The following is a 19,988-nucleotide window of genomic DNA, read 5'->3' as shown; positions in this document are numbered from 1 at the left end:
GCGGGAAACCATCATGTTGCACATTATTCAGTCTAATCGAATGGAAGTCTTGCAGGCGCAGTTTCACACCTTGCTAAAATCCGCACCATTAAGCTCCCCATTCTGTAAAGAAATTGTCTTGGTGCAATCTCCTGGTATGTCACAATGGTTAAAAATAGGCTTAAGTGAGGCGCTAGGTGTTGCTGCCCAAGTTGATTTTCCGCTTCCGTCGAGTTTTATTTGGCAACTATATCAACAGTTTTTACCTAATGTGCCTAGTGAGTCGCCATATAATAAACAAAATATGACTTGGAAGTTGGTAGCAATATTGCCCCAGTGTTTGGGCGATGATAAATATGCTCAACTTGAGCAATATTTAAATGAAGATAATGATGGCTTAAAGCTGTTTGCTTTGTGTGAAAAAATAGCCGACGTATATGACCAATACCTTATGTATCGGCCGCATTGGATAAGCCAATGGGATGCAGGAGAGGATGAGCTCGATGATGTGGATATTTCTATTGCAGCTTGGCAGCCCGACTTGTGGAGGCGTTTGGTTAAGCATACGCAATCTTTAGGGCAAAGCGATTATCACAGGGCAAATATGCATCAGCAACTAATTGCGGCGCTTGATAGTTTTGATGCTAAAAGGCTCTTGGCAGAGCGGCTCCTACCGGAGCGGATCACCATATTTGGTTTATCTGCAATGGCATCGAGTCAGTTAGAGATCTTTGAAGTCTTGGCCAAAAAAGTTGACGTGCTGTTGTTCTTTTGTAACCCAAGTGAGCATTATTGGGGGGACTTGGTTGATGAAAAAACGCAGGCTAAGATTGCCGCAAAATATCTGAAAATGCCTGAGCTAGAAGCCAAACAAAACCAAGAAGATTATTACTTTATTGGCAACCCGCTGTTATCTTCGTGGGGCAAGCTTGGACGAGATTATTTTGAGCAGTTAGTGCAATTAGATGCCCAATGGATCGACGGGTTTATCGATGACTTTGATGATAGTTTATTGGCTAAAGTCCAAAGTGAAATATACCAACTAGCGTTTAAGGGGAAGTCACTAACACCGGATAAAAGCTGGTTTATTAGTGAACAGGGTAAGTTGGAAGTTGACCCCGAAGATAAATCCATTCAGCTCGTTGATTGTCACACGCCACTGCGAGAAGTCGAATGTTTGCACGACCATTTACTGAGATTGTTTCATGACAACCCAACCTTAACGCCCAAAGACATTATTGTGATGATGCCAGATGTTGGCACTTATAGCCCTTATATCGAGGCGGTGTTTGGCGCGGCAACAGGCGAGCGATTTATTCCCTATGCATTGGCCGATTTATCGATTGAGCAAGAAAAACCAATTTTAAGCTCATTTGTGAGTTTGGTTAATCTGCCATTTAGTCGCTTTGGCGTATCGGACATATTGGACTTACTAGCTGTGGCACCAATAGCTAGCCAGTTTAATGTTGAAGAACATGAGTTTTCACAACTGAAGTATTGGCTTGAACAAGTTGGCGTGAAATGGGGGCTAGATGCGAACCATAAAACAGAGCATGAACTGCCTGCGTTATCGCTCAACACTTGGCAACATGGCCTAAACCGATTGCTGCTCGGTATAGCATCGAGTGATGAGCATGTTGCATTTGATGATATTTATCCTGCCGATCTTGTTGAAGGCATGGCGGTGAATAGTTTGAGTAAGTTGCTGCACTTTGTTAATGCACTAACAGGCTATAAGCAAAGACTGAACAAAAGTGAGCGGCTGTGTGATAAAGCGCAGCTGCTACGAGAAATGGTTGCGCAGTTTTATGATGAGCAGAGCGAGCAAAGTTGGGATTTGCTCACATTAGAAAGAGTCATTGATGATTTACAAAAACATGATGACAATTTGGATATGCAAGCGCCAGTATCGGCCAGAGTATTAAGCTATCTGGTAAAACAAGGGGTGCAAGAAAAGGGTGTTGGTCAACGTTTCTTAGTTGGACCTGTTAACTTTTGTACATTGATGCCGATGCGTGCAGTGCCTTTTAAAGTGGTGTGCTTGCTGGGCTTGAATGATGCTGACTATCCGCGCACCGTTCAACCAATTGGTTTTGATTTAGTGCCACACTCTAAAAGGCAAAAAGGTGACCGGTCACGAAAATTTGATGACCGTTATTTATTTCTAGAGGCACTACTCAGTGCACGTGAGCACTTTTACATCAGCTATATCGGTCGCTCCTGTTATAACAATGAGCCACAAATGCCATCTGTATTGGTCAGTGAATTATTAGAGTATGTTGACCGCAGCTTTAAATACGCAGATAACCCGCTAAAACCGTCAGATAATTTGCTTGAAAAGGCAACACTACAACCGTTTAATCCAGAAAACTATTGCTCCGGTAATAAGTTGCAAAGTTTTAACCCTGTGTGGTTGGTTGAAAACACAACGCTTAAGCGTCAAACGCCAGAGCCCCTTAACGTAGAGTATGAGAAAAATATTGATATCGCCCAGTTTTTATTTACTGTGCTTGCCCCTCAAAAGGCGTTTTACACACAAACATTGGGCTTGAGGTTACACGAGTTAACCGAGTTTAATAAAGATGAAGAACCTTTCATTCTTGATACGCTTGAGCGCTATTTTTACCTTGATGAATTGTTGGAACATGAACTTAGGGGTGAGCCGATAAACTTAGAACAAATTATCCAACGAGGTAATTTGCCGCAAGCCACGGTGGGTGAACTACAGTTGGCGCGTTTACAACAGCGTGTGCAACCTATGGCAGAGCGCTTAAAGCCGCAAGTTTGCCAACGCAGAGTGCCGCTAGAGGTAAGGTTAGATATCGCACAGCATACCTTGTTGGGTTGGCTAGATAAGCTCTATGATGACAAGCAAATCTTTTATCGCAGCGCCAGTATAAAAGCAAAAGATAGAGTAAAAGGCTTTTTAATGCATTGTATTGCACAGTGCATGGACGAACCTGTGCACACTTATATTTACGGGCTCGATGAGCAGGTGATTTTTGCTCCCATCGATAAGCCCAAAGCGCAAAGCCACTTAGAGAAGTGGTTGCGATTTTATCAAGCATGTTTGGCTGAACCGATGCCTTTTTTTGTCAGTACAGGGTATGAATTAGCTTCAACGGGCGATGTGAATAAGGCGGCAGCTAAGTTTAACGGCGGACAATATATTGGTTATGGTGAAAGTGAGGATGCGTACGTTGCTTTAAACTTTACAACACTTGAAGAGGTGCTTGAGCCGCTGCAAGCTATCAGCCACGACTTACTGACTGATATTGTAACATTAGCTCAGGAGCAGCGATATGCAGATGCTTAATCCACAATTGATGCCCATAGCCGGTAGTAGTTTAATTGAGGCCAGTGCAGGTACGGGTAAAACTTATACCATTACCGGTTTGTACTTACGTTGCTTACTTGGTCTACAGGTCTCTGAACAACCAAGCGCGCCATTAAGTGTTGAGCAGATTTTAGTGGTTACCTTTACCGAAGCGGCAACGCAAGAGATTAAAGAACGGGTGAGGGCGCGTATTTTGCTCGCACGCGATACCTTACTTGGGCAGCCTTGCAAAGATGAGTTAGTAAATAGTGTGCTTAGTCAGGTAGATGATCCTCACTACGCTTTTGTACTGTTAGACGCTGCGGCGAAATCAATCGATGAGGCGGCAATTTTTACCATCCACGGTTTTTGTCAAAGAATGTTAAAACAGCACGCATTTGAGTCTAATGTGGCATTTAATTTGGAGTTTGTTTTAGATGAGTCTGAGCTTGTCTTAGAGGCAATTAAAGATCATTGGCGCAGCTTTGTTTATCCATTAGACAGAGATACCACGCAAGCCATTATTGAGCATTATAAGAGCCCTCAATCACTGGCAAAAGACGTTATCAGTGCTCTAAATAAAGAACAGGCGACTATTACTCCCCAGTTAGATTTGCAAACGGTGCTCGCAGCGAGAACACAATATCAGCAACAGGCTCAAAAGTTTAAGCAGTCATTGCTGCGTAGTGACTTTTTTAGCGTGCTTGCCAGTTCTGGCTTAGCGAAAAATAAAACCCCGGGCAGAGTGGCAAATATCGACGCTTTGATTGCCTATTGCCAAAACGACGATTGGTATTTTGAATTTGGTAGTGCTAAACATTCGTTTTCAATCTGGGGCGAGGCGGCCTTATCCAACCCAGCTAACTATAAAAAGGGCGCAAAACTGATTGAACACCCCATGCTTAGTGAGTTTGATAAGATGGCCCAGTTGCATGAACAAGTAAGCACAGGGCTAAAAATTGCGATATTGCAGCACAGTGTGGTTGAGGTACGTCGGTTGTTGCGTGCTCATAAGCAGCAGCATGGCTTAATCAGCCCCGATGATTTATTGCGTCAGCTTTATGAGGCGTTAAAGTCTGAGCAAGGCGATGTCTTAGTTGCTAAAATTGCCCAGCTTTTTCCCGTAGCGATGATCGATGAGTTTCAAGATACCGATCCAATCCAGTATGGCATATTTGATACAGTTTATGGCCGTGACGGCGCGAGTGCATTAACCATGATAGGTGACCCTAAGCAAGCCATTTATGGCTTTCGGGGAGCAGATATATTTACTTATATCTATGCAAAAAAGCAAGTTGAAGAGTGTAATCAATATACCTTAGCAACCAACTATCGCTCTGCCACAGGGGTGGTTGCGGCGGTCAATGCGATATTTTCTAACCATGAGCATAGTTTTATTTTCAACAAAGCCATTCCATTTATTTCTGTAACGGCTCATGGCAAATCAGAGGATAGCCGCTTTTCATCAAACCTTTTGGGTAATGCGGCTTTACAATTTAGTGTTTACAAAGATGATGCGCCAATAACCAGCAAGTCTAAAGCACAGCCAGTACTGGCAAAACATTATGCAAATAAAATTGCCCAGCTACTGATTGAAGCGCAAGAAGGCAAGGCATTGATAGGAAAAAATGCCGTGCAAGCGGGTGATATTTGTGTATTGGTGCGAGATAGAGGTGAGGCGAGCATCATCAAGTCGGCGTTGTCTAGCTTAGCCATACCCAGTGTTTACTTGGCGCGAGATAGTATTTTCAGTCAGCCAATTAGCCTTGCAATACTGAGCTTCTTAGAAGTATTGCACGGTAAGTACGATGAGGCTGCACTGCGAGGTATATTAGTAAGCCCCTTATTTGCGCTGGACTATCAGCAAGTTTTTCAACTTCGTACTAATGAGCAGCAATGGCAAAGTTATCTTGACCAATTTAGTGCATTGCAAAAGCTGTGGTACAAACAAGGCGCTATGGCCATGCTTGAGCAGTTACTTGTGCAAAACAAGCTGCAAGCGCTTTGGCAAGCTCAGGGCTATAATGTTGAGCGATGGCTGACCGATTATCGACATTTGGCTGAGCTTTTACAACAAAAGCAAATAGAGCTTGATGGCACGTTACGAGTGCTACGCTGGTTAGCAACACAAACTCAACAAGCATCACAAGATAGTGCGCAGGTTCGACTAGAAAGCGATGCGGATTTAGTGAAGATAGTCACTATGCACGCATCTAAAGGTTTGGAGTACCCCATCGTTTATCTGCCATTTGTGAGTAGTTACCGCGAGGCCAGTGACGTACTTTTCCATCGAGATGGGCAATTAGTCTACGCACTAGATGCCGATAAAGATGAGCAGGCACTCGCTGAGCAAGAGCGTTTAGCTGAAGATATACGGTTGTTATACGTTGCGCTTACAAGAGCTATCCATTTTTGTGATGTGGGGCTGTTTAACGTGGCGGCAGGGCGCAGCAAAAAGCCTGGTATAACGCAAACTGCCATAGGTTATGCACTGTTTGGCGCTCAGAGCTTTGCAACGCAAGCTTTGTGGCACGAAGCGTTAGAGTCATTTTGCGCGGGACATCGGGATATTAAGCTAAACTGGTTATCAGATGACGTGCAAGCTGCGGCTCAAGTTGCTGCACCTCTAACACAACCTCAGTCTCTATCCGTTAAGCCAGTGACCGCACAGATTGAACGTAACTGGCGCGCTACTAGCTTTAGCCAATTAAGTTATCAAAGCCATGTTGATGATAGGCCGCTTGGTGCGCTGGATGAAAATCATCAGTTAGATTTACCAGATCAGGGGGTTCATTTAGCAAATATATCGCAGGACTCATATACCTTTCCAAAAGGCGCAAAGCCGGGAAGCTGCTTACATGAGATATTTGAGCTTATTGATTTTACATCGCCTGATTTACCTGCAAGCAATGAGCAATTACCGTTAAGTGAAGCGATAGAAAAAAGCTTGAGCAAGTATCATATTGACGAGCAATGGCAAATGCCAGTATACGACTGGATAAAAGGTTGTTTGCAATGCCAACTCAATACCGAAATCGGCTTGCAACTTGCTAAGCTAGCACCGCAAGACTGTTTGGTAGAAATGGAGTTTTACCTTCCTTTAGAGCCGCTCAATGCCACACAGTTGAATCGTTTGGTGAGTGATATCACCGGTCAGCATAGCCAACTAAGTTTTGACAGTGTAAAAGGACTATTAAAAGGCTTTATCGATCTGATCTTTGTTTACCAAGGTAAGTATTACATTTTGGATTATAAGTCTAATTATCTTGGCGATAACCCAGATGATTACCAAGCTGATAATTTAAAGCTCGCGATGGATGCTCATCAGTATCATCTGCAATACATGATTTACTCGGTCGCATTACATCGCTTGCTGATACAGCGTGTCAAAGATTACCAACCAGAGACCCATTTAGGGGGCGTTTATTACTTGTTTTTAAGAGCACTGCCTGATGAAGCAGGGGTGTTTTTTAATCAGTTAAGTACAGAACAATTGCTAAAGTTAGATGCACTGTTTAGCCAAGGTAGTTTGCTATGAGCCAGTTAGATTTATTTGCCGATATCCAAGAGGCTGTATTTGATCACGATGACTATATTGGCTCATTGTTGTCGCACACGCGCATTCGCCATGCTGATCTTGCGTTAGCCAAATTATTGAATCAGCAGAGGGTAGATGACTGCTTATATTTGATATTGCTATTGCTTCGTGCTGAACAGCAACAGCATAGCTGCCTATCTTACGAGGAAATTAACTGGGCTGATCCTTTCTCATTGGCTATGCATGAGTTGGAAGGCCCTTTAGCACCTTGGCAGCCTCACAATGCTGGCACAATATGGCAGCAGTTATTGCAACACCCAGCAGTGGGTGATGGCAAACCATTGGTACTGTTTGCCGATAAGTTGTATTTATCCCGCTTAGCCAGTTACGAAGCCTTGTTAGCTGAGCGTTTTCTACAAATGCAACAACAGCCTTTAAAGCTAGATGAAAACAAGCTTATCCAATTGCTAGAAAACTACTTTCCTGACACGCAAGCTGATCATATAGACTGGCAAAAGGTGGCATGTGCCATGGCCGCCAGCACTGGCTTTTGCGTGATAACTGGCGGACCGGGTACGGGTAAAACCACCACCGTAACTAAGCTATTAGCTATTTTACAATCTTTGTATTTTGAAGCGCCGCTGACTGTAAAGCTGGTGGCACCAACAGGTAAAGCTGCGGCAAGGTTAAGTGAATCAATTTTGGGCGCTAAAGCCAAGTTAGGATTAGACGCTGCACTGAGTGATTTAATTGTTGATCATGCACAAACAATTCATCGGTTACTCGGTGTGATCCCACAAAGCAATCAGTATCGTCACAACCAATTTAATCCGTTACATCTTGATTTGTTAATTATCGACGAAGCTTCTATGGTCGATCTCTCGCTCCTAGCTAAACTTGTGCAAGCATTACCTGCGCACGCAAGGTTAATTTTATTGGGAGATAAAGACCAGTTGGCTTCTGTTGATACCGGCAGTGTTATGAGTGATTTATGCCAAGAGTTAACACTCAATACACAGCCTAATTATAGCCAGAAACTATGTGATAAATTAAACAAGCTATGTTTTGACAAAAAGCCAGTACTTAATGAAAAGCAAAGCGAGTTTGCCTTGTCTGACAGTGTTGCGTTTTTGCAAAAAAGCCATCGTTTTAATAGCAACAGCGGTATTGGACAGCTCGCCTTAGCTGTGAACAACAATGATAGGCCGTTGCTTAGTCAAACATTGCAAAAAGGATATCAAGACATCACTGTACTTGGGTTGAATAATGAGCAATACCTCGCTTTGATAGAGCGTGCGGCTGACAATTACAGTAACTATCTAGAATTGATGCACGAGGGTCGCGACGCGCAAGAAATTCATTATGCATTTTCACAGTACCAACTACTTGCTGCATTGCGTGAGGGCCCATACGGGGTAGAGCAATTAAATAAGCGTATTGAGCAGGTTTTATATGCTCGACAATTAATTGCTCCCACCAGCCGACATTATGCGGGTCAGCCAATCATGGTGATAGAAAATGACTATCAGTTAAAACTGTTTAATGGCGATATTGGGATACTATTACTTGACGAGCAGCAACAACTAAAAGCCACCTTTATTGACGAACAAGGCAGTTTTAGGTCGTTTTATCCAGCTCGTTTACCCCGTCATGAGAATGTTTATGCTATGACCATCCACAAGTCGCAAGGCTCTGAGTTTGCGCATACTGCAATGATCTTACCGCCGATACAAAGAGCATCGGTTGGTATAAATCGTCAGTTAGTTTATACGGGGATCACACGGGCTAAAAAGCACTTTGAGCTGGTGGCCCAAGAACAAGTTATATTCAATGCAATGCAAAAGTCGGTATCTCGTAGCTCTGGATTACGAGATAGGTTAATGAAAAATTAACAAGTAGGCAATATATTGTGTTTCTAGTGAACTGCTCTATAGTTTTTATATCGGCGTTTGAGCGGCAGTTTTGCTTAAAGCTGATATTCCCTTAATACACCCACTGCCCAGTGGTGCAAATATGCCGCCATAGTTTAATGACTATAGCGGCTTTTTTATTGCTAATGCTTATCCCGAGTTTAGGTTACTTAACATTTCGAGGGCTAAATTTGGCCTAAAAACCGCCCACTCAGTTAAGTTAATTAACCTCAGCTGCGGATAAGAGTTTTGATAGCTCAGAAGAGAGACATTGCAACCCCTTCAATATCCAATGACGATATTTCGCTCACTATCAAGGCATTTTCGTGAAGTAATAGCGAGCTATTACAAATGAAAATAACGAAGAGAGTGAGTGAAATAGCTTTATTGGGCAAATTCTCTTATGTGCAGCTGAGGTTAATTAGTATGATTTAAATAATCCAAGGCTAAATTAGCTAATGCAGCCACGCCTATAGGCAATGCATCTTCATCAACGTAAAATAATGGCGAATGGTTACTGGCGGCTTCGCTAAGTGGTTTATCTTTAGGTGTAACCCCCAGCATTAAAAATAATCCCGGTGTTTCAAGTGCATAGTATGAAAAATCTTCAGCACCGGTGATCAAATCAAGCTCAATTAAATTATCACTGCCGACCACAGAGTGTAGTGTCGGTAGCATTGTTTCAGTAAGCTCCGGATCGTTAATTGTAACGGGGTAGCCAGCATTGATCTTTGTAGTAGCAGTGGCTCCTGCTGATTGTGCGACCAGCGTTGCAGTGTTCACTAAGCGTTTCTTTATATCCGCACGCATCGCTTGGTCAAAGGTTCTGATGGTACCAATTAACTCAACTTGATCGGGGATAATGTTTGAACGCACGCCACCGTTAATTGCACCAAATGAAAGCACGGAAGGGGCCTTTGTTACATCAACTTGCCTTGACGCGATGGTTTGTGCCGACATGATTATTTGTGCTGCACTTACAATAGGGTCAACCCCACGCCAAGGTCTTGAACCATGAGTTTGTTTGCCGTTAACAATGATTGAAAATGAGTCTTCACTGGCCATCATAGGGCCACTTCTATAGCCAATTTGGCCGACTTTTAAGCGGCTGGTTGCATGCAAGCCAAAAACCGCCTCTGGTTTTTGCGAAGCGAATAGGCCTTCTTTGAGCATAAGCTGAGCACCCCCTTCTTCACCCTCAGGCGCACCTTCTTCCGCTGGTTGAAAAATAAACATGACAGAGCCAGATAGCTGCGCTTGCTGCTGTTTTAATAATGTTGCAACACCCATCAAAATAGCAACATGAGTGTCATGGCCACATGCGTGCATCACTCCGACTTTTTTACCCCTATATTCAGCGACTTGCTTAGATGCAAAAGGTAGGTCTACTTGTTCGGTCACTGGTAGCGCGTCCATATCCGCACGAAGGGCTATCAGTGGACCAGGTTTAGCGCCTACTAACTTAGCGACTACGCCAGTGTGAGCAACACCCGTTTGTACTTCAAGGCCAAGGCTTCTAAGGTGGTTAGCAATATACTCTGCTGTTTTATACTCTCTATTGCTAAGCTCTGGATATTGATGTAAATGACGACGCCACTTTATTACATCTGGCGTTATTGATTCTAAGTTTAATGAGTTGTTAGCCAAAGCTAGGTTGCTAATTAGTAAATTGGCGAAAATTAGCCATATTGATAGCAAGCGCATGAGCGGTATCCTTATGATTGTTTTATGGTTAGCCTAACTTAGAGTATTGCTTGATGCTATTGCTTTTAGATAAAGCGCAAAATTGACAAAATTTGAGCAATGTGGTTTAAAGAATAAAGTAATTACTTTAATTAGGTGGTGCTTATGCGCACATTAGAACAACAACTGATAAATTATGCCAAATACCACAGAGACAAGCGTAATATTGCAACGCATTTTGTGGGGATCCCTCTTATTGTTATTGCAATAGGTATACTCCTGTATATTCCGATATTTCAGGTTAATACCTTGGTGATCACCCCAACCCTTGTAGTGGTTCTACTTTGTAGTGGCTATTACTTGCGTTTAGATTTTCGCCTTGGTGCTCTGATGACCTTATTGTTTGCCTTGGTATACACCGGTGCCAAGCAGCTTCATATTGGTTGGTCTTCAGATCATAGTTGGTTTTATTTATTTGGGGCAACGTTGTTCATCGCTGGCTGGGTTATTCAATTTGTTGGTCACTATTTTGAAGGAAAAAAACCGGCCTTTGTTGATGATTTAATGGGGTTGATCATTGGCCCGTTGTTTGTGGCTGTAGAAGCGTTATTTATCGTGGGGTTGATGAAAGGGTTAGAACAGAAAATATTATCGCAAGCGGGGCAGTATCGCTAAAGGAAAGGCCTTAAAGCCTTTCCTTAGTTATAAAGTTAAAGCGTCATACGTGTTTCAAGCTTATGGCCTTTGATTATAGTGATATCTTGGCTGTTTAGGCGTAATTTGCCATTTGATGTTTCAATTAAATAGCCAAGCTCTGGAAACTTATCACCACCTGCTTCCGTCAGCTGTTTTCGAGCTCGGTGGACCATGATATTCATGTGGTTCATTTGCACACCTAACGCTTTAATAAGATCTTCACGGTAGATCCAGCCTTGTTGGTCTTGTTCGACACCATCGTCTTTATCTTGAATGCGTAAGCGAGCCAATAACAGCAGTAAGTAATGGTGACTACGAACGCCTAAATCAATGGTGTTATCGTCTAGATTTACTGATAATTGTGTGGCTTCTTCATCTTGACTTACAGAAAACGAAAGCCCGCAAGGTTTTACATTGGGTAAACGCTCAAGGTGTTTAGTCATAGCAGCTGTACCTGCTGAATAAAATACCCATTGGCTGTTAAAGGCACTGACAAGCCCACCATCTATGAGCGCTTGACGGTCACTGGTATTTAAGTCTTCAAGAAACCAGTAATTGAGCATTTGGTCAAAGTAGATAATGTGCGTTGGGTTATCGTCATTGGGAAGCAATAACTGATCAGATACCTCAATTACTTGTTGGTTGTCGCTTTGCGAAACGAGATATTGGCATTGAGTGCTTAGATTTGCGACAACGAAAGAATTTTGACCTGGGGCCGCAAAGTCAAGCTTGTCGTTTTCACACAATTGATAGGGTAAGTTCTTATCAATTTTTTTGTCGTTTATCCAAATGCCATTGGTGCTGACATCGCGGATAAGCCATTTGTCTTGTGCAAGTTCAATAATAGCGTGATGACGAGATACCCCCGGCTGATCTATCAAAGTATCTACATTGTATTTATAGCGGCCAACCGTATGATAGCTTTTTAGATATACTTTACTGAGTTTATGTTCGTCAATTAGATAAGCCATTTATATGTCCTTACATTACTATTTAGTGTTGTCATCAAGCGTCATAAAAGCTGTCATTGCCAATACGATTATTCCATTTTTTTGCTAATTTAGACTGCTTTCTAAGATACCCACAGGTTGCGAGTTACAACCCAGTTTTGTTGCTTTATTAACTTTTTGATATGTAGAGATAGGTAAAAAAATATCTAAAAACTACATATCATTGCGCTATTTTACAAATCTATATTTTACAACAATAGTTTAGAGATTTTTATTGTATTAGCCAATTACACAAGATTACAACTATATCGTGATCCCGTCTTGCGCATTATTGCAGAATGAACCATATTTTCAAAACTGCTTCTTCACGTAGTAAGAGAGGGCTCGATGAGCGGCTTTAAAAAAATGAGTACGGTTAAATTAGAAAATGTATACTCGCTTTGTGATCATTACGATTCGCAGCCGTTGACGTTACACTCAAGTGCGTTAACGGTTATTACAGATTTTACTCGTCGAGCACCTCAGGTGATCCTCAAAGATGTTGACATAGATCACGCGCTTTACATGATGGTCAATGGTCACGTACGCTCTAAATTAGTTATTGATCATGATGATACGTTTCTAGGTGTTGTAAACTCACGAGATTTAACAGGTCGTAAAGTATTAAGTATCGCGCAAAAGCGTAATCAAGCGCGCAGTGATCTCACCGTTGAAGACGTGATGACAAGCAAAAGTGAGCTTCATGCGCTGCCTTATAGCGTAGTTCAAGAGGCAAAAATAGGTGATGTGCTTGAAACGTTAAAAGAAATTGGTCAACAGCATGTGCTGTTGGTAAGTAAAAGCGGTGGGTTGCGCGGTATGATATCTGCCAGCGATATTGCCAGAGCATTACACATTCCTGTAAATATTTTTCAAAAAGCGCACTCTTTTAAAGAGATTTTTTCGATTATTTACGAGCATGAAGAAATGCTTGCTTAAAGTAAGCGAATTTGGCACAGCAAATAACTGTTGCTGTGCCAAAGAGCGTTAGCCTTTCGTTAATAGAAATTCTAAAGCGCCTGTAATGGCCGCTACTTGACCATCTATACAGTTTTGAGGTGTTGCCGAGCGCCCGTCAGGATACACCTCAGTCGTTGTTACATAGGCTGCATTTGTCATACCCATACATAATCCAAGTGCGGTGCCGTCATAGTTGATAACCCCTAATTGTTCTATTGGAACGCCGATAAGTTTATTCGTGTCGTCGGCTGGAGCAATCGGTGTCACAGTGGCAACTTTTTCTATAATGGCTTTTTGGAATTCAGGCTGTGGTTTTTGAGTGTGACCAACCAAGTAAAAGCCGTCAGGTATGTTCCAATTGTGATTTTCTACGCCGTCTCTTGCAGCCAGAGCCGGGCGAAACTCACTGTTATCAGTATCGGTAGTTTCATGCAAATCAACATGGCAGACCATGTTGCACGCGAGCGAATCGACGTACTCCATGGCGCGTTTTGACTCTTCAGCAGGAGAGTTTGGGTAAAAAGAGCGGTTCGGATCAATCGCATGGGGGTTCCAGCGATTAATCGTTTCATAACCCCAAGGGCTGATACAAGGCAGTATCACGATATTAAAAAAGTCTGCGTAATGTTGCGCATGGTGTTTTGCAAACGCCAACGCACCATGAACACCGCTGGTTTCATAGCCATGCACACCACCTGTGATCAGCACGGTGGGTTTATGTTCTTGCCAATTCTGACTTTTTAATGCGTAAAGAAAATAATGCTTTTCGTCATACTTTAATGTGCCATATTGGTGAACATTGAGCACACCTCTTAGGCTATCGATTTGTGTTACTACATCTTCGGCATAACTACGCTTTATCTCTTGTTGCTCTAGCCACTGTAATTTGTGGTGCGCTTGCCACGGATGGTTTGGCTCGCCAATGGGGTAGGGTTTTGACATAACCGCCTCAGTTATCTGAACAAAACCCAATCTTATTGACTTTAGTTTGTGGCTGCAACTTACTGAGTTAAATACCCAGAGCGTTTAAGTTTTAACTCTTGCAATGTTGAGAACTGAAAGCTGATGAAGTACACGCTGCAGTCAATAGTTAGTACTTCAGTGATTTTAGTAGCGAATAATTTTCTGATCTTGATATGGGTAATTTCTTCTAAGGGAATATATACTTTTTGCCCAACAGCAGAGACATAGTGAAGGCCATTGTTGCATAAACTAACAGCTCGCTTTCCTGATAGCGCCATTAATAAGTTGATATTTACTATGCCGAACAGCGTAAAACACAACAATAATGTCAGCTTCACAAAAGCGTTATTATGACTGCTTGTTATAAACAGTGTGACGGCAAAAAAGAAAATAATTAATGACGCTGTCAAAGTATAAAAACTTACATTGATCTGTAGCCTAAGTTCTTTCATTGTTTGATGTTTCATTTTGGCGGTTTGTTTGTTGGTTAGTTTACTTAGCTTAATGAAACAAAGTGGATAAAATATGGAGGCAAAAAATGTCACTCACTTTTTTGCTATGGCTACGTGTAGTTGGTGTTAATACATGAAAATTCAGTGGTTAAGATGCTTTATCAATAAGTTTTGTGCTGATATCTAATCATTTGGGCTATGTATTAACTGTTCAAGTTCTCTGTGTAACACGTGATCATCACCAATGTTCAGTTCAATCAAGCGTTTTAGATGCGTTACACTGTCTAAATCAATTTGGCTACAATGCAATCCGAGATGATCTTGCTCTATATGTCTGACTTCGACTTCCATTGCAATTGAGATATCACTATCTGGCAACATAACTTTGATACTAGCCAGCTCATCTTTTAACGGTACGTACCCTTTTGGTGACGTCACAAGTGCCCCTTTAAGTGATAAGTCAAGCAGTTGACAGTGATAATCGCCGCTTGCAGTCATCAGCAAAGCCGGCGTTGAAAACAACACTCGAGTAAACTTTCTACGGTCTTCCATTACTACTCCTTTGAATTATCTTTAGGTTTAAGCATAGTTGTTTATGTGAGTCATTACCAAATATAAAAAGCCTCGAGAGTTCGAGGCTTTAATAGGATTTGGTTTAGCCTATCTTTTTGTATTTAATACGCTTAGGTTCTGCGGCTTCAGCACCGTAAGTCTTTTTGAGCCATTCTTCATACTCGGTGTAGTTACCGTCAAAGAAGTTAACCTGACCTTCATCACGATAGTCAAGAATGTGCGTTGCAATGCGGTCTAAGAACCAGCGGTCGTGCGAGATACACATAACGCAGCCTGGGAATTCTAAAATGGCATTCTCAAGTGCACGCAGTGTTTCAACATCTAGGTCGTTGGTTGGCTCATCCAGTAAGATCACGTTGCCACCTGCTTTAAGTAGTTTTGCAAGGTGTAAGCGGTTACGCTCACCACCAGAGAGTTCTTTTACAAACTTTTGCTGGTCGTTGCCTTTAAAGTTAAAACGGCCAACATACGCTCGGCTTGGAAACTCAAAATTACCAATTTTTAAGATATCTTGGCCATCTGAAATCTCTTGGAATACCGTGTTGTTCTCATCCATATCGTCACGGAACTGCTCAACCGTAGCAAGTTCAACAGTGTCACCAACAACAATCTCACCGCCACTAGGCTGCTCTTGACCACTAAGCATTTTAAATAAAGTTGATTTACCCGCGCCGTTAGCACCGATAATACCGACGATGGCACCTTTAGGAACGGTAAAACTTAAATCATCAATTAGTACACGATCGCCAAAGCTTTTTGTCAGGTTGTTTACTTCAATAACTTTGTCACCCAAGCGCGGGCCAGGTGGAATAAACAACTCATTGGTCTCGTTACGCTTTTGATAATCAGATTGCTGCATTTCAGTAAACTGAGCCATGCGCGCTTTAGACTTGGCTTGTCGGCCCTTAGGATTCGAGCGCACCCACTCAAGTTCTTTTTCAATCGACTTTTGACGCGCTTTTTCTGACTTCTCTTCTTGTTTTAAACGTGCGTCTTTTTGTTCAAGCCAAGAAGAGTAGTTACCTTCCCAAGGAATACCATGGCCTCGGTCGAGTTCCAAAATCCAACCCGCGACATTATCTAAGAAGTAACGGTCGTGGGTGATTGCAACAACAGTCCCTTCATAGTCATGTAAGAAACGTTCCAGCCAAGCAACTGATTCTGCATCTAAGTGGTTAGTGGGCTCGTCTAGCAGCAGCATGTCTGGCTTTTCAAGTAGCAAACGGCAGATAGCAACACGGCGGCGTTCACCACCAGATAAGTGTTCAATTTTTGCATCCCACTCAGGTAAGCGCAGTGCATCTGCTGCGCGCTCTAGTACGTTATCAATGTTATGACCGTCGTGCGCTTGAATAATGGCTTCTAGTTGACCTTGTTCTTTGGCAAGGGCATCAAAATCAGCGTCTTCCAAAGCATATTCTGCATATACTTCATCAAGACGTGCTAAAGCGTTTTTAACTTCACTAACGGCTTCTTCAACAGTTTCGCGTACCGTTTTGCTTTCATCTAGTACAGGCTCTTGAGGTAAGTAACCAATTTTTGTGCCCGGTTGCGGACGCGCTTCACCTTCAAATTCCTTATCAATACCGGCCATAATGCGCAGCAAGGTCGATTTACCCGCACCATTTAGACCAAGCACACCAATTTTGGCGCCGGGGAAAAAACACAGTGAAATATCTTTTAAGATAGTTCTTTTAGGTGGCACTACTTTGCTCACCCGCGACATCGTATAAATATATTGAGCCATGAGGTTCCAATTCTAATTATCTAGTTTGGCGTTATTTTAGTGAAAGCGCAGCGATGGGGCAATGTTTTAGCACAATTACTCTTACTAAGGTATGAGCGTATTAATATCTTTATAATACCTCCGAATTATTTAACAAATGTGTATTAGTTGTTCTTTTATTGAGCAATTCACCTCTAACTCCGTGAAAACCGTTAACTTTCTAATAGTAGGTCATATTTGACCTGTTTAGAGGGCCAGAAAACGGTAAGATTAGCCTACATTGAGAACAATTGTTTAGATAAATTGTAAATAATCCCCAATCAAGAGAAACACCCCAAGTATGTTTATTTTGACGCATAGAGTTTTGTCGAAAATTTATGCCAGAGGATTGTTCGCCAATAGCACGAGATTGTTTAACACAGCGCTTTGGAATAGGGCTTTTGTTAAGTTAATCCTACGTTGAAGTTTGGTCATCACTCAATTGTGTAGTTCTGTCGCATTTATCTGTTTTGGATAGCTTATTTAGAGCATTCAGCGGTATTTCGCGGTCATAAAAAATATTAAGAAATTAAAAGGAAATGTAATGACTCAATCACCAGTTAACTCCGCACGCATCTTCACTAGGAAAAAAACCCCTAGAGGTGGAGAAATCCTGCGTTTTGCCCGCCGGCTACGAGGGTTTACACAGGCCGAATCGGCTGCCAGTTACGGGATTGAAGAGCGCACGCTCAGACGTTGGGAAAATCGGGAATTTGACCCACGTTGGAATGACGTTATCAGCTTAGTTGAAGACGTATATTTATTAGATATTTTAGATGTAATTGGAAAGATCAATCATGACGACTCACATAACAATTAAACAAGTTCGCAGCGCGCTTAAGCGTTGGGGAAATTTTTGGAAAACAAGAGAGTTTGGCAAAGGCTTTAAAAAAACGTCTATAAGCGATTCTTTCACCCGCCCCACAGGTGGAGAAGCGGGCGCAGACGCGATGTCGGTGCCAAAAGAAATCGAGTTAATTACACAGCTAATTGCTGCACTTAGACCCGAGTGTATTCGCGCTATTCGTGCGCGTTATTTGATGACAGGCACCTTGGCAGATGCTGCACAATTAGTTGGGTTTGACTCAAAACGTTCAGCAGAGTTTTGGCTCGTTAAAGCTGAGCGCAGTCTGTTGGCCGAGTTGTCGGCCAACATTAATTGTGTATAAGGGGTAACTATGTCGCTGATGATCACGGTCGAACAGATCAAAAAGCACGAAGGGTACAAGCAGTACCCTTATTACTGTACGGGGGGAAAGCTTACCATAGGCTATGGACGAAACCTCGATGATAACGGCGTTGATGAGGAAGAAGCCGAACAGCTTTTAGCACATGATGTGCAAGAAGCAAAAGCGGGTGTAAAGCGTCGTATAGACGTGAGCAAATGCAATGAAGCGCGTTTAGCTGTGCTTATCAATATGGCGTTTAACCTTGGTTTAAATGGGTTAATGGGCTTTAAAAAAATGATAAGTCATGTTGAGCGTGGCAGCTATGAACAGGCTGCTTTGGAGATGCTAAATAGTCGTTGGGCAAATCAAGTACCTAACAGAGCGAATGAACTGGCTAAGCAAATGCTCACAGGGGAGTGGCAATGATGGGGTTGCTAACCAAACTATTTAGCACAACCAGTCAAGATCCTATCCAAACCGTTGGCAACATTTTAGATGAACTATTTACCAGTGAAGAAGAAGTTCTTAAACAAGATTTACTCAAAGCAAGACTAGTTGCAAAATCGGCTCAAGTTCAAGCAAAAATTAATGCACTTAGCGCATCACATCGCAGTGTATTTGTAGCGGGTGCGAGACCATTTTTGCTTTGGGTTTGCGGTTTTGGCTTTTTGTTCTCATTTGTAGTTAATCCTATTTTACAATGGCTTTGGCCTGAAGTTGGCGCACCTGTGCTGCCATTGAATGTCATGCTCGAGTTGACTCTTGGCATGTTAGGGCTTGCGGGGTTACGAACGGTTGAAAAAATTAAAGGAGTTGCTAAGTGAGTCAACCAGAACATTGGCAAATGAAGAAGGAACTCAATTTAGCCCACATTATTACCACGGTCACTTTGCTGGTATCAGGGATCCTTTATTTGGGAGACTTAGACAAGCGTATTACCACTAATTCGCAAGAGCTTGACCACCTAAAGCAGATCCGCAATGAAGACCAAAAACGCATTGAAAAACGTTTAGATTCTATCGACAAAAAGCTTGATACCTTGCTTGGTACTAATCTTCGCAGCGAATAAACAACACACCAAACACCACCACTAAACATCATGTTATTAATCATATTGTGTGTACATCAACGAACACGCGGCACCTAGTTATGCCCAAAAGGAGTTACTTGTGAACAATGCAATTGAGCTATCACGCTTGGCGGTGCCAGATGTGATAGAGAATTTAAATTATCAAACGATCTATCAGCAAATGCACGATTCATTATTGGATGCATTGCCTGATTATACTCCGTTGGTGTCTGACCCTGCTGTTAAGTTGTTAGAAATAGCCGCAACGAGAGAGTTGTTACTTCGTCAGCGCATTAATGATGCTGCTCGCTCAGTGATGTTAGCTTACGCGAAGGGTAAGGACTTAGACCATTTAGGTAACTTATTTGGCGTTGAGCGTTCCAAAAATGAAGATGACGAGCGATATCGACAGCGTATCCCTCTGTCTTTAGAAAGTTACAGCATGGCAGGTACTATGGGCGCCTATGAATATCAAACTTTGGCAGCTAGCCAAGATGTTAAAGATGTCTATGTGTATTCATCAAGGCCTGGGGTTGTGGATGTGAAAGTGCTACCACAGCAAGGCGTTGATCCCATAGAGGTGATAAGCCAAGTAAGAGCGCATTTAAATAATGACGACATTAGGCCATTAACTGACTTAGTCAAAGTGCATAAAGTTGAGCCAAAGCCCTATCAGATCAAAGCACAGGTTTATTTAAACGAAATAGCCGATAAAGCGCAGGTAAGTGAGCAAATCGATGCCAAGTTAAAGACCTTTATTAGTGAACATTACAAACTTGGTCAAGAGGTTCCTCACTCCGGAATTATCGACATGCTGCATCAGGCCGGCGTTCGTAAAGTAAAGCTAATAGAGCCTGTGGATGATATCTCTTGCGATAAAGATGAAGCGGCAGTTGCCGATGCAATCAACATTCAATACTTGTAGG

At 42.4% G+C, this 19,988-nt stretch carries 17 protein-coding genes; 11 read left to right on the top strand and 6 right to left on the bottom strand.

Annotation, left to right across the window (positions count from 1 at the left end):
* Positions 1-13: 13 nt before the first annotated feature.
* The 3 genes from recC to recD are packed head-to-tail and all read left to right on the top strand — an operon-like array spanning position 14 to position 8,725.
* Positions 14-3,295, top strand: a complete 3,282-nt coding sequence (recC, locus tag GDK41_RS10000) for an exodeoxyribonuclease V subunit gamma (RefSeq protein WP_152086282.1) — start codon at positions 14-16, stop codon at positions 3,293-3,295.
* Positions 3,282-6,833, top strand: a complete 3,552-nt coding sequence (recB, locus tag GDK41_RS09995; RefSeq protein ID WP_152086281.1) for an exodeoxyribonuclease V subunit beta — start codon at positions 3,282-3,284, stop codon at positions 6,831-6,833. Before recC ends, recB begins: the two co-directional genes overlap by 14 nt.
* Positions 6,830-8,725: an exodeoxyribonuclease V subunit alpha gene (recD, locus tag GDK41_RS09990; protein WP_152086280.1), complete on the top strand. Its 1,896-nt coding sequence runs from the start codon at positions 6,830-6,832 to the stop codon at positions 8,723-8,725. The genes recB and recD overlap by 4 nt, the downstream gene beginning before the upstream one ends.
* A gap of 435 nt (positions 8,726-9,160) precedes the next feature.
* Here the strand turns inward: recD and GDK41_RS09985 are convergent, their stop codons facing one another.
* The gene (locus GDK41_RS09985; RefSeq protein ID WP_152086279.1) at positions 9,161-10,447 is read right to left on the bottom strand and encodes an amidohydrolase; all 1,287 of its coding nucleotides are present in this window, start codon (positions 10,445-10,447) and stop codon (positions 9,161-9,163) included.
* 144 nt (positions 10,448-10,591) lie between these two features.
* On the opposite strand from GDK41_RS09985, the gene GDK41_RS09980 reads away from it, so the two are divergent.
* Positions 10,592-11,101, top strand: coding sequence for an Mpo1 family 2-hydroxy fatty acid dioxygenase (locus GDK41_RS09980; protein WP_152086278.1), 510 nt, complete (start codon positions 10,592-10,594; stop codon positions 11,099-11,101).
* Positions 11,102-11,136: 35 nt separating this feature from the next.
* On the opposite strand, the gene GDK41_RS09975 is transcribed toward GDK41_RS09980, so the two are convergent.
* Positions 11,137-12,093, bottom strand: a complete 957-nt coding sequence (locus GDK41_RS09975; RefSeq protein ID WP_152086277.1) for an FHA domain-containing protein — start codon at positions 12,091-12,093, stop codon at positions 11,137-11,139.
* 366 nt (positions 12,094-12,459) lie between these two features.
* Between GDK41_RS09975 and GDK41_RS09970 the strand changes: the two genes are divergently transcribed.
* Positions 12,460-13,050 (top strand): CBS domain-containing protein, encoded by a 591-nt coding sequence (locus GDK41_RS09970; protein ID WP_152086276.1) that lies wholly within the window; start codon positions 12,460-12,462, stop codon positions 13,048-13,050.
* A 48-nt stretch (positions 13,051-13,098) separates the two neighbouring features.
* Here the strand turns inward: GDK41_RS09970 and GDK41_RS09965 are convergent, their stop codons facing one another.
* The 4 genes from GDK41_RS09965 to ettA form a co-directional block, all read right to left on the bottom strand.
* The gene (locus GDK41_RS09965) at positions 13,099-14,013 is read right to left on the bottom strand and encodes a M14 family metallopeptidase (protein WP_152086275.1); all 915 of its coding nucleotides are present in this window, start codon (positions 14,011-14,013) and stop codon (positions 13,099-13,101) included.
* A gap of 59 nt (positions 14,014-14,072) precedes the next feature.
* A complete protein-coding gene (locus GDK41_RS09960) occupies positions 14,073-14,501 on the bottom strand; it encodes a hypothetical protein (protein ID WP_152086274.1) in 429 nt (142 codons plus the stop codon).
* A 168-nt stretch (positions 14,502-14,669) separates the two neighbouring features.
* Entirely contained in the window at positions 14,670-15,038 is a 369-nt protein-coding gene (locus GDK41_RS09955; RefSeq protein WP_152086273.1) for a PilZ domain-containing protein, read from the bottom strand.
* Between the two features lie 103 nt (positions 15,039-15,141).
* Positions 15,142-16,806 carry an energy-dependent translational throttle protein EttA gene (gene ettA / locus GDK41_RS09950; RefSeq protein WP_152086272.1) on the bottom strand — a complete coding sequence of 555 codons (1,665 nt, stop codon included), beginning with the start codon at positions 16,804-16,806 and terminating at the stop codon, positions 15,142-15,144.
* Positions 16,807-17,368: 562 nt separating this feature from the next.
* Between ettA and GDK41_RS09945 the strand changes: the two genes are divergently transcribed.
* From GDK41_RS09945 to GDK41_RS09920, 6 genes are all read left to right on the top strand, one after another.
* Positions 17,369-17,644, top strand: a complete 276-nt coding sequence (locus GDK41_RS09945) for a helix-turn-helix domain-containing protein (RefSeq protein WP_172971594.1) — start codon at positions 17,369-17,371, stop codon at positions 17,642-17,644.
* Positions 17,622-17,993 carry a hypothetical protein gene (locus GDK41_RS09940; protein ID WP_152086271.1) on the top strand — a complete coding sequence of 124 codons (372 nt, stop codon included), beginning with the start codon at positions 17,622-17,624 and terminating at the stop codon, positions 17,991-17,993. Before GDK41_RS09945 ends, GDK41_RS09940 begins: the two co-directional genes overlap by 23 nt.
* Positions 17,994-18,002: 9 nt before the next feature.
* A complete protein-coding gene (locus GDK41_RS09935; RefSeq protein ID WP_152086270.1) occupies positions 18,003-18,419 on the top strand; it encodes a glycoside hydrolase family protein in 417 nt (138 codons plus the stop codon).
* Positions 18,419-18,817, top strand: coding sequence for a 3TM-type holin (locus GDK41_RS09930; protein ID WP_172971651.1), 399 nt, complete (start codon positions 18,419-18,421; stop codon positions 18,815-18,817). The genes GDK41_RS09935 and GDK41_RS09930 overlap by 1 nt, the downstream gene beginning before the upstream one ends.
* Positions 18,814-19,062 (top strand): hypothetical protein, encoded by a 249-nt coding sequence (locus GDK41_RS09925; protein ID WP_152086268.1) that lies wholly within the window; start codon positions 18,814-18,816, stop codon positions 19,060-19,062. The genes GDK41_RS09930 and GDK41_RS09925 overlap by 4 nt, the downstream gene beginning before the upstream one ends.
* A 100-nt stretch (positions 19,063-19,162) precedes the next feature.
* Positions 19,163-19,987 carry a baseplate assembly protein gene (locus GDK41_RS09920; protein ID WP_152086267.1) on the top strand — a complete coding sequence of 275 codons (825 nt, stop codon included), beginning with the start codon at positions 19,163-19,165 and terminating at the stop codon, positions 19,985-19,987.
* Position 19,988 lies beyond the last annotated feature (1 nt).

It is taken from the genome of Pseudoalteromonas sp. A25 (assembly GCF_009176705.1).
Taxonomy (GTDB): Bacteria; Pseudomonadota; Gammaproteobacteria; order Enterobacterales; family Alteromonadaceae; genus Pseudoalteromonas.
The sequence above is the reverse complement of the archived record's forward strand: the minus strand, read 5'-3'. Positions and strand labels throughout refer to the sequence as shown.

Bases quoted from the DNA above. Each gene is read 5' to 3' on its own strand.
- GDK41_RS09935 (WP_152086270.1), top strand. From the start codon at position 18,003: ATGTCGCTGATGATCACGGTCGAACAGATCAAAAAGCACGAAGGGTAC.
- GDK41_RS09960 (WP_152086274.1), bottom strand. From the start codon at position 14,501: ATGAAACATCAAACAATGAAAGAACTTAGGCTACAGATCAATGTAAGT.
- GDK41_RS09965 (WP_152086275.1), bottom strand. From the start codon at position 14,013: ATGTCAAAACCCTACCCCATTGGCGAGCCAAACCATCCGTGGCAAGCG.
- recC (WP_152086282.1), top strand. From the start codon at position 14: ATGTTGCACATTATTCAGTCTAATCGAATGGAAGTCTTGCAGGCGCAG.
- GDK41_RS09945 (WP_172971594.1), top strand. From the start codon at position 17,369: ATGACTCAATCACCAGTTAACTCCGCACGCATCTTCACTAGGAAAAAA.
- GDK41_RS09955 (WP_152086273.1), bottom strand. From the start codon at position 15,038: ATGGAAGACCGTAGAAAGTTTACTCGAGTGTTGTTTTCAACGCCGGCT.
- ettA (WP_152086272.1), bottom strand. From the start codon at position 16,806: ATGGCTCAATATATTTATACGATGTCGCGGGTGAGCAAAGTAGTGCCA.
- GDK41_RS09930 (WP_172971651.1), top strand. From the start codon at position 18,419: ATGGGGTTGCTAACCAAACTATTTAGCACAACCAGTCAAGATCCTATC.
- recD (WP_152086280.1), top strand. From the start codon at position 6,830: ATGAGCCAGTTAGATTTATTTGCCGATATCCAAGAGGCTGTATTTGAT.
- GDK41_RS09985 (WP_152086279.1), bottom strand. From the start codon at position 10,447: ATGCGCTTGCTATCAATATGGCTAATTTTCGCCAATTTACTAATTAGC.
- recB (WP_152086281.1), top strand. From the start codon at position 3,282: ATGCAGATGCTTAATCCACAATTGATGCCCATAGCCGGTAGTAGTTTA.
- GDK41_RS09940 (WP_152086271.1), top strand. From the start codon at position 17,622: ATGACGACTCACATAACAATTAAACAAGTTCGCAGCGCGCTTAAGCGT.
- GDK41_RS09970 (WP_152086276.1), top strand. From the start codon at position 12,460: ATGAGCGGCTTTAAAAAAATGAGTACGGTTAAATTAGAAAATGTATAC.
- GDK41_RS09980 (WP_152086278.1), top strand. From the start codon at position 10,592: ATGCGCACATTAGAACAACAACTGATAAATTATGCCAAATACCACAGA.
- GDK41_RS09975 (WP_152086277.1), bottom strand. From the start codon at position 12,093: ATGGCTTATCTAATTGACGAACATAAACTCAGTAAAGTATATCTAAAA.